The sequence below is a fragment of the Campylobacter lari genome, assembly GCF_001017575.1.
Classification (GTDB): domain Bacteria; phylum Campylobacterota; class Campylobacteria; order Campylobacterales; family Campylobacteraceae; genus Campylobacter_D; species Campylobacter_D lari_C.
The window spans coordinates 422298-434973 of the sequence record NZ_CP011372.1; the positions used below are offsets into that span (position 1 = coordinate 422298).

General features: G+C 32.7%; 10 protein-coding genes, 2 tRNA genes and 1 rRNA gene. 9 read left to right on the forward strand and 4 right to left on the reverse strand.

From position 1 onward, the window contains the following. Positions 1-48: 48 nt before the first annotated feature. The 4 genes from CD56_RS08520 (at position 49) to fusA (ending at position 3741) form a co-directional block, all read left to right on the forward strand. Entirely contained in the window at positions 49-564 is a 516-nt protein-coding gene (locus CD56_RS08520) for a CatA-like O-acetyltransferase (protein WP_407712418.1), read from the forward strand. 167 nt (positions 565-731) lie between these two features. Further along, a complete protein-coding gene (rpsL, locus tag CD56_RS02245; protein ID WP_047208062.1) occupies positions 732-1115 on the forward strand; it encodes a 30S ribosomal protein S12 in 384 nt (127 codons plus the stop codon). Between the two features lie 67 nt (positions 1116-1182). Next, the gene (gene rpsG / locus CD56_RS02250) at positions 1183-1653 is read left to right on the forward strand and encodes a 30S ribosomal protein S7 (RefSeq protein WP_012661188.1); all 471 of its coding nucleotides are present in this window, start codon (positions 1183-1185) and stop codon (positions 1651-1653) included. Positions 1654-1665: 12 nt separating this feature from the next. Then, positions 1666-3741 (forward strand): elongation factor G, encoded by a 2076-nt coding sequence (gene fusA / locus CD56_RS02255; protein ID WP_047208063.1) that lies wholly within the window; start codon positions 1666-1668, stop codon positions 3739-3741. A 173-nt stretch (positions 3742-3914) separates the two neighbouring features. Here the strand turns inward: fusA and CD56_RS08255 are convergent, their stop codons facing one another. From CD56_RS08255 to putP, 4 genes are all read right to left on the reverse strand, one after another. Continuing rightward, a complete protein-coding gene (locus CD56_RS08255) occupies positions 3915-4139 on the reverse strand; it encodes a hypothetical protein (RefSeq protein WP_144411977.1) in 225 nt (74 codons plus the stop codon). A gap of 172 nt (positions 4140-4311) precedes the next feature. Continuing rightward, a complete protein-coding gene (locus CD56_RS02265; RefSeq protein ID WP_047208064.1) occupies positions 4312-5682 on the reverse strand; it encodes a hemolysin family protein in 1371 nt (456 codons plus the stop codon). Between the two features lie 88 nt (positions 5683-5770). Next, positions 5771-6742, reverse strand: coding sequence for a putative transporter (locus CD56_RS02270; RefSeq protein ID WP_039617759.1), 972 nt, complete (start codon positions 6740-6742; stop codon positions 5771-5773). Further along, positions 6743-8221, reverse strand: coding sequence for a sodium/proline symporter PutP (gene putP / locus CD56_RS02275; protein WP_047208065.1), 1479 nt, complete (start codon positions 8219-8221; stop codon positions 6743-6745). Positions 8222-8362: 141 nt separating this feature from the next. On the opposite strand from putP, the gene CD56_RS02280 reads away from it, so the two are divergent. The 5 genes from CD56_RS02280 (at position 8363) to CD56_RS02300 (ending at position 12588) form a co-directional block, all read left to right on the forward strand. Continuing rightward, positions 8363-9568 carry a saccharopine dehydrogenase family protein gene (locus CD56_RS02280; RefSeq protein WP_047208066.1) on the forward strand — a complete coding sequence of 402 codons (1206 nt, stop codon included), beginning with the start codon at positions 8363-8365 and terminating at the stop codon, positions 9566-9568. Positions 9569-9603: 35 nt separating this feature from the next. Next, a complete protein-coding gene (modB, locus tag CD56_RS02285) occupies positions 9604-10281 on the forward strand; it encodes a molybdate ABC transporter permease subunit (RefSeq protein ID WP_047208067.1) in 678 nt (225 codons plus the stop codon). A gap of 538 nt (positions 10282-10819) precedes the next feature. Further along, positions 10820-12333 (forward strand): 16S ribosomal RNA (locus CD56_RS02290). A gap of 95 nt (positions 12334-12428) precedes the next feature. After that, positions 12429-12504 (forward strand) — tRNA-Ala (locus CD56_RS02295). A gap of 7 nt (positions 12505-12511) precedes the next feature. Next, a tRNA-Ile gene (locus CD56_RS02300) sits at positions 12512-12588 on the forward strand. Positions 12589-12676 lie beyond the last annotated feature (88 nt).

Consider the following 12676-nt stretch of genomic DNA (forward strand, 5'->3'; position numbering starts at 1 on the left):
ATCCTAGCAATTTTGCTAGGATTTTTTAAAGTATTTTATGTTTAAATAATTGATTTAGAACAATATAAAAGAAAAGAACATTTTAACTTTTATACTCAAAATATCCCTTGCTCGTTTGAAATTACTGTCAAATTAGATATTAGTTCTTTTTGTTATTTTATTAAAAACAATAATTATGAATTCTATCCTTGTTTTATCCACACTATTAGTAAAAGTATAAATTCTTTTGATAATTTTAAATTTAGTTTAGATCAAAACAAACAACTAATATGTTATGATATTATCCATCCTTCTTATACTATTTTTCATAAGGACTCTAAAACTTTTTCTGTTCTTTGGACTTTCTATAAAGAAAATTTAAATGATTTTTTATCTTTATATGAAGAGGATAAACAATTATTAAAAAGCAATAAAAGTATGTTTTTAAAAGAACCTATAGATAATTTTTTTAATATTTTTACTATTCCTTGGATAACTTTTAAGAGTTTTTCTTTATGCTTGCCAAAAAAGAGCAAAATTTCTTTCCTAGATTATAGCAAGTGGAAAGATTATAAAAGAAAATAAAAAATTCTCATTCCTTTTAGTATTAATGTTAATCATGCCACCAATGATGCTTATCACGTTTATTTGTTTTTAGAAAAACTCCAAGAAAACCTTAATAGTTTATAATTTTATAAGTAAAATTTAGATATTATCCAAAGTTTATTATTTTATTAATGAAAGGAATTACTGTGCCAACCATAAATCAATTGGTTAGAAAAGAGCGCAAAAAAGTTTTAGAAAAATCTAAATCACCAGCGCTTAAAAATTGCCCACAAAGAAGGGGAGTTTGTACTAGGGTTTATACAACAACTCCTAAAAAACCAAACTCAGCGTTAAGAAAAGTTGCCAAAGTAAGACTTACAAGTGGCTTTGAAGTTATTAGTTATATCGGTGGTGAAGGTCACAACCTACAAGAACACAGCATTGTTTTAGTGCGTGGTGGTAGGGTAAAAGACTTACCAGGTGTTAAGTATCACATTGTTCGTGGTGCCTTAGATACTGCAGGTGTTGCAAAAAGAACTGTTTCTCGTTCTAAATATGGTGCAAAACGCCCTAAAGCAGTAGCTAAGTAATAAGATTGCAGACAAATCCGTTAGATTTGATTTTGTTTGAGTAAAATTATAAATTTGAAGGAAAATTATGAGAAGAAGAAAAGCTCCGGTAAGAGAAGTCTTGCCAGATCCGATTTATGGAAACAAAGTAATCACAAAATTCATTAATTCTTTAATGTATGATGGTAAAAAAAGCACAGCTACTACTATTATGTATGGTGCTTTAGAAGCTATCGATAAAAAAGGTGGAGAAAAAAAAGGTATAGAAATTTTTAATGATGCTATTGAAAATATCAAGCCTTTATTAGAAGTTAAATCTCGTCGTGTTGGTGGTGCTACTTATCAAGTTCCAGTAGAAGTACGCCCAGCTAGACAACAAGCTTTAGCTATAAGATGGATTATTTCTTTTGCTAGAAAAAGAAGTGAAAGAACTATGATTGAAAAATTAGCAGCTGAATTATTAGATGCAGCTAATAGTAAAGGTGCTTCATTCAAGAAGAAAGAAGATACTTACAAAATGGCAGAAGCTAATAAAGCATTTGCTCATTATCGCTGGTAAGAGGAGTAAAGCATGTCAAGAAGTACTCCTTTAAAAAGAGTTAGAAATATAGGTATTGCAGCTCACATTGATGCTGGTAAAACAACTACTAGTGAGAGAATTCTTTTCTTTACAGGTATGAGTCATAAAATTGGTGAGGTGCATGATGGTGCAGCTACAATGGACTGGATGGAGCAAGAAAAAGAAAGAGGTATTACAATTACTTCTGCTGCTACAACTTGTTTTTGGAAAAATCACCAAATTAATCTTATAGACACTCCAGGCCACGTTGACTTTACAATCGAAGTTGAAAGATCAATGCGTGTTTTAGATGGTGCTGTTGCGGTATTTTGTTCAGTAGGTGGAGTTCAACCACAATCAGAAACTGTTTGGAGACAAGCTAATAAATATGGTGTTCCAAGAATTGTTTTTGTAAATAAAATGGACAGAATTGGTGCAAATTTCTTTAATGTTGAAGAGCAAATTAAAAATCGCTTAAAAGGCAACCCAGTTCCACTTCAAATTCCAATTGGCGCTGAAGATAATTTCAAAGGTGTAATTGATCTTATTACCATGAAAGCTTTGGTATGGGAAGATGAAAACAAGCCGACTGATTATGTAGAAAAAGAAATTCCAACTGAGCTTAAAGAAAAAGCTGAAGAATATCGTACAAAAATGATAGAAGCGGTTTCTGAAACAAGCGATGAGTTAATGGAAAAATATCTAGGCGGTGAAGAACTTACTCAAGAAGAAATCAAAGCAGGTATTAAAGCAGGATGTTTAAGTCTTTCTATGGTTCCTATGCTTTGTGGTACAGCTTTTAAAAATAAAGGTGTTCAACCATTGCTTGATGCTGTTGTTGCTTATTTACCAGCTCCTGATGAAGTTGCTAATATCAAAGGTGAATATGAAGATGGTACAGAAGTTTCTGTAAAATCAACTGATGATGGTGAATTTGCAGGTCTTGCATTTAAAATTATGACCGACCCTTTTGTTGGACAATTAACTTTCGTTCGTGTATATAGAGGAAGTTTAGAAAGCGGTTCTTATGCATACAACTCAACAAAAGATAAAAAAGAAAGAATTGGCCGTCTTTTGAAAATGCACTCTAATAAAAGAGAAGAGATTAAAACTTTATACGCAGGAGAAATCGGAGCGGTTGTTGGTCTTAAAGATACACTAACCGGTGATACTTTAGCAAGTGAAAAAGATAAAGTTATTTTAGAGAGAATGGATTTCCCAGATCCTGTTATTTCAGTTGCTGTTGAGCCTAAAACAAAAGCAGATCAAGAAAAAATGTCTATTGCTTTAAATAAATTAGCTCAAGAAGATCCAAGCTTTAGAGTTTCTACAGATGAAGAAAGCGGTCAAACTATCATCTCAGGTATGGGTGAACTTCACTTAGAAATTATCGTTGATAGAATGCTTCGTGAGTTTAAAGTTGAAGCAGAAGTTGGTCAACCTCAAGTTGCTTACCGTGAAACTATTAGAAAAACAGTTGAGCAAGAATACAAATACGCTAAACAATCAGGTGGTCGTGGTCAGTATGGTCATGTATTCTTAAGACTTGAGCCACTTGAGCCAGGTAGTGGTTATGAGTTTGTAAATGATATCAAAGGTGGCGTAATTCCAAAAGAATATATTCCAGCAGTTGATAAAGGTGTTCAAGAAGCATTGCAAAACGGTGTTTTAGCAGGATATCCTGTTGAAGATGTTAAAGTAACTGTTTATGACGGAAGTTACCACGAAGTGGATTCTTCTGAAATGGCATTTAAACTTGCAGCTTCTATGGGCTTTAAAGAAGGTGCTAGAAAAGCAGGTGCGGTAATCTTAGAACCTATGATGAAAGTTGAAGTTGAAACTCCAGAAGAATACATGGGTGATGTTATTGGTGATTTAAATAAACGCCGTGGTCAAGTAAATTCAATGGATGAAAGAGGTGGTAATAAAATTATTACAGCATTTTGTCCTTTGGCTGAAATGTTTGGTTATTCAACTGATCTTAGAAGTCAAACTCAAGGTCGTGCTACTTACTCTATGGAATTTGATCACTATGATGAAGTTCCAAAAAATGTTTCTGAAGAAATTATCAAGAAAAGAAACGGCTAAATTTATCAAGATGAGCTTATTGCTCATCTTGAATTATTTATGTCCTTTTGAATTAATTAAATTAATTACTCATTCATTAATTTCATATGCTTTTTCAAAACCTTTAACATATCTTCCATTTTTCAGTATAAGTTGAAATAAATGAAAATGTTGTGTACTCTTAATAACTTGGATTATTTTTTATTGTTTTTATTTTCATAAGCATTTAATACTTGCTCAAAGAGTTGATTATCTCTTGTTATTTCTATACATTCTATTCTAAATTTAAGTCTTTTTCTTGCAAAGATTGACATGCAATCTTTTTCATCTTCTATAAACATAATTTCTATGTTTTTATTGTTGCACTTAATTCCTTCAAAATACTCAGCAAATTTCACTAATATAAATATAAAAGTCATATAATGGGTACATATGAGCTACTGTTTGATTATTTAAATTTAAAGAAGATATCACAATGCTTTTGCATTCTTGTATAAATTGATTAATTTTATCTTGTAATTGTATATATTTTCCTTGTGGTTAGAATCAATAAGATTGCGAGGGTTGTATGAGAGTAAAAAGAAGAGTTTATCACTCTTCTTCATCAGTATTTTTGCGTACAACTTTAATACGTTCTATACTATTGCCATCCATCTTTTTGACTTCATAGTAGCAGAATTCATCTTCTATTCTATCTCCAACCACCGGTAAGCGTCCTAAGAGATTGAAAACATATCCACCTATAGTGACTTGTTCTAGTTCTTCATTAAAGCGTATATCAAGCATTTCTTCTACTTCACTAATTTCATATCTTCCTTGAAATTCATAAATGTTTTCTGCAAGTTTTTTAAAATGTGGACTAGAATCATCATGTTCATCGTTAATATCTCCAACGATTTCCTCCATAATATCTTCCATGGTTAAAAGACCGGCTGTACCACCATATTCATCTACTACTAATGCTGTGTGTACTTGTTCTTTATTCATCATGAAAAGAACTTTGGATATGCTGATATTTTCTGGAACTAAGATCATTTTGATTAAAAAATCATCTAAATTTTTCTTATCTTTGCTAAGTTCATTTTGCATGATGTCTCTAATGTGTACCATACCCAAAATGATATCTTTAGAACCATCTATATATGGAAAGCGTGTATGTTTGTATTGACAAACTATTTGCATATTTTCTTCATAGCTTTTTTGTTTGTTAAGACATATCATATCTTTTCTAGGTGTCATGATTTCTTTTGCTACTGTATCTGAAAAATCAACAGCATTGCGTATGATTTCAGTTTCAAACTCATCCAGTATTCCACCTTTTTGGCTTTCACTTGCAATAAATTTAATCTCTTCTTCAGAGTGGCTTAATTCATGTTCTTTAGCAGGTTTAATACCTATAACTTTTAAAGAAATTGCAGCTAAAAAGTCAAATGTTTTGATAAAAGGTAAGAAAAGCAACCAAAATAAATGCAATGGTCTTGCAATCCATAAAACAGCTCTATCTGCAATAGCGATAGCAACACTTTTTGGAACTAACTCACCTAATACAACATGCAATAATGTGATAATAGCAAAAGCAATAATAAATGCTATGGTGTGAATTAATGCCGGAGCTAAGCCTAAATTTGCCAAAGGAACTTCAAGAATTTTAGCAATAGCAGGTTCACCTATCCAACCAAGAGCAAGAGAGCTTAGCGTAATACCAAGTTGGCAAGCACTTAAATAAGTATCTAGTTTTGAAGTTACCTCTAAAGCTTTTTTTGCATTACGTTTTTTTTCTTTTACCATTTCTTCAAGTTTTGATCTACGTACTTTAACAATAGCAAATTCAGATAAAACAAAAAATCCATTTAAAAGCACTAAAGCTAATGCAACAAGAATCATAAAAGTAGAATAGCCTACATCAATTGAGGCAACAGCGGGTAATGTTTGATTTAAGTCTAAAGATTGACTGGGGTCCAAAAAAACTCCTTTAATAAAATTTTTGCAAAATTATATCAAATCAAAACTATAAAATTAGCTTAAAATAAATGATATATTTTAAATTAATTTAATGTTTTCTGTATTCAATATTTTTTTCAAATTCATCTAAACGTTTATAAATGCTGCGCAATTGCGTGATAGTTGTCCAGTTGGTGATGAAAATACTAAATGAAGATCTAACTTGATCAAAAGCATTGCCAACTTGTATGATAATTCCAAGTTGTATAAGTCCTAAAAACAAGCTTGGAGCCATGATTAAAAAAGGCACTATAACCATGATTTGCTCAAATAGATAAAGCCATATATTAAAATATCCATAATGCAAAAATAATCTTTTATAATTGATTTTAAGTCCGGTAAATAAACTTAAAATACTTTCATCGCTCGCATAATTTTTTCTATCATCTTCAGCAAAAACAAGTTCTTTTCTAAAAGCAGCTTCAGCTTTTTGATTGTTATATTCAAGTCCGGGTAATTTAATGCCAACAAACCATGATATAACAAGACCTCCTAAAGAAACCAAAAATGCAATCCATACTAAAGAGCCATTAATGTCTTTTAAGATAGGTAAATTAACATGCGCGCTTAACATCCACAAAATTGGCACAAAAGCAATTAAAGTCATAATTGCCTTAACAAAAGCCAATCCTAAGCTTTCTATGATTTTTGAAAAATTATAAATATCTTCTTGAATTCTTTGTGAGCTACCTTCTATATTGTCATCTTTTTTTTGCCAAAATTTAATATAATCAAAAGTCATAGCCTCACGCCATTTAAAGGCATAAATACTTCCAAAATATTGTGTGATAGTAGCGATTAATACATAAGGCAATGCTAAATATAAAAATTGCTTAATAAAATGATAAAAGTCATCTATGCTGTGATTTTTTGCATCTTGTAAAACATCATAAAATTCTTTATACCATTCATTTATTGCAACATTAATGGAAGTTTGAGCGAGTAAAGAAGCTAGCAAAAAAAACAAACCCAAATAAGCCCACAATGCCCATTTTTTTGAATAAAAAAAAGATTTAAACATTTAAATCTCTTTTAACATTTTTTCATAGTGTTTTATTGTATGTTTTTTTGCTTTAAAAATTATGCTAAAAATCACAATAAAACAACTCGCAACTAAAAATCCAGGGATGATTTCATAAATTGCTATAAAATTTGAGCCAAAATGTTTATAAAATATAACAGTTAAAGCTCCGCTAACCATTCCAGCTATAGCACCTTCTTTGCTCATATTTTTATAAAATAAAGAAAATAAAATAACACTTCCAAAACTAGCACCAAAACCAGCCCAAGCGTAAGAAACTATACTTAAAATTTGACTTTGAGTATCAAGTGAAAGTATAAAAGCTACACATGCAACAGCTAAAACACCTAGACGTGATAATAAAGTAATATTTTTATCATTTGTTTTTCTTTTTAAGATTTGTGTATAAAAATCTTGCACCAAGCTAGAAGCGCATACTAGTAGTTGAGAACTCGCAGTACTCATTATAGCTGCTAAAATTGCACTGAGTAAAATTCCTGCAACCCAAGGATTAAAAAGCACTTGAGACATTACAATAAATATTCTTTCAGGGTCATTTAAAGTAAGATTAAATTTGGCTATATAAGCAATACCTAAAAATCCTATCATAGCAGCACCAAATAAAGAAATTACCATCCAAGTTATACCTATAAAAGTTGCAGTAGGAATTTCTTTTACATTTTTTATAGAAATAAAGCGGATTAAAATGTGAGGTTGGCCAAAATAACCAAGCCCCCATGCTAGGGTCGATACCACGACTAGCCAACCACCACCGTCTAAACCAAAGGCTTGCGGTTTTACATCATTTATAGTAGAAAAGGCTTCACCAAAGCCACCAAGTTCAAAAATCATCACAAAAGGAATGATGATTAATGAGCTCATCATTAAAAGTCCTTGTATCATATCAGTCCAGCATACGGCTTTATAACCACCTAAAAAAGTATATAAAACAATAACTAAAAATCCAATGCTTAAAGCAAAAATATAAGGTAAATTAAATACGCTTTCAAAAAGCTTAGCGCCACTTACCAATCCAGCGCTAATGTAAATAGTAAAAAATACTAAAATAACTATTGCGCAAATGCTTCTTAAAATATGCTTATCATCATGAAAACGGCTTTCAAAAAAATCAGGAATTGTAATACATTCTTTAGCTATTTGAGAAAAAATCTTCAATCTTTTAGCAACAAAGGTCCAGTTTAAAAACATACCAAAACTTAAGCCTATGGCTATATAAATTTGCCCCAAGCCAGCTGCATATAAAGCACCAGGAAAAGCCATTAAAAGCCAACTACTCATATCAGAAGCACCTGCACTTAAGGCAGATATTACAGGTCCCATGGAAGCATTACCAACAAAATAATCTTTACTGTTTTGATTTTTTTTGTAAAAATAAAAACCTATAAAAAGCATTAAAAATGCATAGGTAATAAAAGTAATAATAATAGGATAAGAAAGTTCTACACTTTGTAAATTCATAAGTGTCCTTAAAAATTTAAAAAACTATCATTTTACTTGTTTTATTTTAAAAAAACATTATAAAAATTATTTTTTATTTTTTATTTCAATGCTTTATAAAGTTTTTTTGTTACAATTTTCTAAAAAATTTAAGGAAAAATGATGAAAAATCTTTTGATTATAGGTGCAGGCGGTGTAAGTCGTGTTGCGACTGTAAAATGTGCAATGAATAGTGATGTTTTTAGCAAAATAACTCTAGCAAGTAGAACTAAAAGTAAATGTGATGAAATAGCAGCTTTTATAAAAGAGCGTTTGGGTATAGAAATTCAAACTGAGCAAATAGATGCAGACGACACTGCTGCTGTTGTAGAACTTATCAAAAAAACAGGAGCTGAAATTTTATTAAATGTAGCTTTACCTTATCAAGATCTTACCTTAATGGATGCGTGTATTCAAGCTAATATTCACTATATAGATACTGCAAATTATGAACATCCTGATTTAGCTAAATTTGAATATAAAGAACAATGGGCAAGAAATGATAAATTTAAACAAGCAGGAATTTTAGGACTTTTAGGTAGCGGTTTTGATCCAGGTGTTACTAATGTATTTTGTGCTTATGCACAGCAAAATTTGTTTGATGAAATTCATTATATAGATATATTAGATTGTAATGCAGGAGATCATGGCTATGCCTTTGCAACTAATTTTAATCCTGAAATTAACTTAAGAGAAGTTTCTGCTAAAGGTCGTTACTGGGAAAATGGTAGATGGATAGAAACTGAACCTATGGAAATAAAAATGGAATGGGATTATCCTGAAGTAGGGGTAAAAGATAGCTATTTACTTTATCATGAGGAGCTTGAAAGCTTAGTAAAAAATATCAAAGGTTTAAAAAGAATAAGATTTTTTATGACTTTTGGGCAAAGCTATTTAACTCATATGAAATGTCTTGAAAATGTTGGCATGCTAGGTATTAAGCCTGTTATGCATCAAGGCAAAGAAATAATACCAATAGAATTTTTAAAAACACTACTTCCTGATCCTGCTAGTTTAGGCCCTCGCACCAAAGGCTATACTAATATAGGTTGTGTGATTCGCGGTGTAAAAGATGGAAAAGATAGACAAGTTTATATTTATAATGTTTGTAATCACGAAGAATGCTTTAAAGAAACCGGAGCACAAGCTGTGAGTTATACTACTGGAGTTCCTGCAATGATAGGAACAAAGTTAATTGCTAAAGGAATTTGGCAAGGAAAAGGTGTGTTTAACATGGAAGAATTTGATGCCAAGCCTTTCATGGATGAGTTAAATACTCAAGGACTTCCTTGGAAAATTATAGAAATGGAGCCAAATTTAGGAAAATAATCTCAAGTCTTTTTTGACTTGAGAAAGTTTTAACAATGACACAATTATTATTAAGTATAGATTGGACACCTTTTTTAGTTTCCATAAAACTTTCTATTATTACTTGTATAATTTTGTTTTGTTTTTGCATACCCCTTGCTTGGGTTTTTACTTTTAAGCAATTTAGAGCAAAAAAAATTCTAGAAACCATAATAACCTTACCTTTAGTTTTACCACCATCTGTTGTTGGTTTTTACTTATTGATTTTATTTTCAAAATACTCTTTTTTTGGTAGTTTTTTAGAAAAATATTTTAATATCACTTTAGCTTTTACCTTTGAAGGTTTGGTAATAGCAAGTTGTATTTATTCTTTACCTTTTATGTTTAATCCTTTATATAATGCAATGTCTACGATTTCTAAAAATATTATAGAAGCTAGTTTTTCTTTGGGAAAAAATTCTTTCATTACGCTTTTAAAAGTAATCTTACCTAGTATTAAACCAGCTATACTCAGTGCTTTAGTAATAAGTTTTGCACATACTATGGGCGAGTTTGGTATAGTATTAATGATAGGTGGTTCTTTAAGTGGAGAAACAAAAGTAGCTAGTATTGCTATATATGAAAGTATGGAAAATTTAGATTTTACCACAGCTCATATTTATAGTCTCATACTTTTAATTTTTAGTTTTATTGTTTTACTAAGTGTGAATCTTCTTAATAAACAAAAAAGATAATATACCTATATTGTCTTGCAACATAATCAATATTATTGTTTTCATATATTTTGATCATAAATTTATCTAATCATATTTTATCTTTAACTATTTATTTTTTCTTTCATTTTCTTAATTTATATTTATATTTAAAATATTATTTTCTTTATATTTGACACAAAATTCCCACATTTTTTATAATAACTTATTTTCCATTATTTTTACTAAAAACTCTACTACATGTTATAAGCAAATACCCCCCCCCTTTTTTTTTTTATCCTAAAACAAATTCCTTTAAATATATAATCTATTTAATAAAACTTTAAGCTTTTATTGCTATAATTTCATTTCCTTTTTAAACGAAAGGGTTTTAAAAAGCTAAGACTTTTTGTCTTAATTTTTTAGTATTTGTTCTTTAAATTATTAATATTGTTAATCAAATCTTATAGTCAATCTTTGAAATCTAAATAAGTGATCGATTGAGCCAGAAAGATTTATTTTTAAATCTTAACAATCAACTTTTTCTTTGAAGAAAAAGATTAAACTTATCCAATTATTTTTTATGGAGAGTTTGATCCTGGCTCAGAGTGAACGCTGGCGGCGTGCCTAATACATGCAAGTCGAACGATGAAGCTTTTAGCTTGCTAGAAGTGGATTAGTGGCGCACGGGTGAGTAAGGTATAGTTAATCTGCCCTACACAAGAGGACAACAGTTGGAAACGACTGCTAATACTCTATACTCCTGCTTAACACAAGTTGAGTAGGGAAAGTTTTTTCGGTGTAGGATGAGACTATATAGTATCAGCTAGTTGGTGAGGTAATGGCCCACCAAGGCTATGACGCTTAACTGGTCTGAGAGGATGATCAGTCACACTGGAACTGAGACACGGTCCAGACTCCTACGGGAGGCAGCAGTAGGGAATATTGCGCAATGGGGGAAACCCTGACGCAGCAACGCCGCGTGGAGGATGACACTTTTCGGAGCGTAAACTCCTTTTCTTAGGGAAGAATTCTGACGGTACCTAAGGAATAAGCACCGGCTAACTCCGTGCCAGCAGCCGCGGTAATACGGAGGGTGCAAGCGTTACTCGGAATCACTGGGCGTAAAGGGCGCGTAGGCGGATTATCAAGTCTCTTGTGAAATCCAACGGCTTAACCGTTGAACTGCTTGGGAAACTGGTAGTCTAGAGTGAGGGAGAGGCAGATGGAATTGGTGGTGTAGGGGTAAAATCCGTAGATATCACCAAGAATACCCATTGCGAAGGCGATCTGCTGGAACTTAACTGACGCTAAGGCGCGAAAGCGTGGGGAGCAAACAGGATTAGATACCCTGGTAGTCCACGCCCTAAACGATGTACACTAGTTGTTGGGGTGCTAGTCATCTCAGTAATGCAGCTAACGCATTAAGTGTACCGCCTGGGGAGTACGGTCGCAAGATTAAAACTCAAAGGAATAGACGGGGACCCGCACAAGCGGTGGAGCATGTGGTTTAATTCGAAGATACGCGAAGAACCTTACCTGGGCTTGATATCCTAAGAACCTTTTAGAGATAAGAGGGTGCTAGCTTGCTAGAACTTAGAGACAGGTGCTGCACGGCTGTCGTCAGCTCGTGTCGTGAGATGTTGGGTTAAGTCCCGCAACGAGCGCAACCCACGTATTTAGTTGCTAACGGTTCGGCCGAGCACTCTAAATAGACTGCCTTCGTAAGGAGGAGGAAGGTGTGGACGACGTCAAGTCATCATGGCCCTTATGCCCAGGGCGACACACGTGCTACAATGGCATATACAATGAGACGCAATACCGCGAGGTGGAGCAAATCTATAAAATATGTCCCAGTTCGGATTGTTCTCTGCAACTCGAGAGCATGAAGCCGGAATCGCTAGTAATCGTAGATCAGCCATGCTACGGTGAATACGTTCCCGGGTCTTGTACTCACCGCCCGTCACACCATGGGAGTTGATTTCACTCGAAGCCGGAATACTAAACTAGTTACCGTCCACAGTGGAATCAGCGACTGGGGTGAAGTCGTAACAAGGTAACCGTAGGAGAACCTGCGGTTGGATCACCTCCTTTCTAGAGTACAAACTGATAAGTCTCACAACTATCAGTTCATATATAGACTCAATCATCCTTGTTTAGATTTCAAAGATTGATGAAAAGCTAATTTTGGGGAATTAGCTCAGCTGGGAGAGCGCCTGCTTTGCACGCAGGAGGTCAGCGGTTCGATCCCGCTATTCTCCACCATTTATAAGGGCCTATAGCTCAGCTGGTTAGAGTGCACCCCTGATAAGGGTGAGGTCACAAGTTCAAGTCTTGTTAGGCCCACCATAAAAAAGATTTGTTTATCAATCATATAATAAAGTTTTAAAACTTAAAGCAAGTATATAACTAATAATAAAGTAATAAGTAAAGTAAA

Excerpts from the sequence above, each read along its gene's own strand:
- fusA (WP_047208063.1), top strand. The coding sequence starts at position 1,666 with ATGTCAAGAAGTACTCCTTTAAAAAGAGTTAGAAATATAGGTATTGCA.
- CD56_RS02280 (WP_047208066.1), top strand. The coding sequence starts at position 8,363 with ATGAAAAATCTTTTGATTATAGGTGCAGGCGGTGTAAGTCGTGTTGCG.
- rpsG (WP_012661188.1), top strand. The coding sequence starts at position 1,183 with ATGAGAAGAAGAAAAGCTCCGGTAAGAGAAGTCTTGCCAGATCCGATT.
- CD56_RS08255 (WP_144411977.1), bottom strand. The coding sequence starts at position 4,139 with ATGACTTTTATATTTATATTAGTGAAATTTGCTGAGTATTTTGAAGGA.
- modB (WP_047208067.1), top strand. The coding sequence starts at position 9,604 with ATGACACAATTATTATTAAGTATAGATTGGACACCTTTTTTAGTTTCC.
- CD56_RS02270 (WP_039617759.1), bottom strand. The coding sequence starts at position 6,742 with ATGTTTAAATCTTTTTTTTATTCAAAAAAATGGGCATTGTGGGCTTAT.
- putP (WP_047208065.1), bottom strand. The coding sequence starts at position 8,221 with ATGAATTTACAAAGTGTAGAACTTTCTTATCCTATTATTATTACTTTT.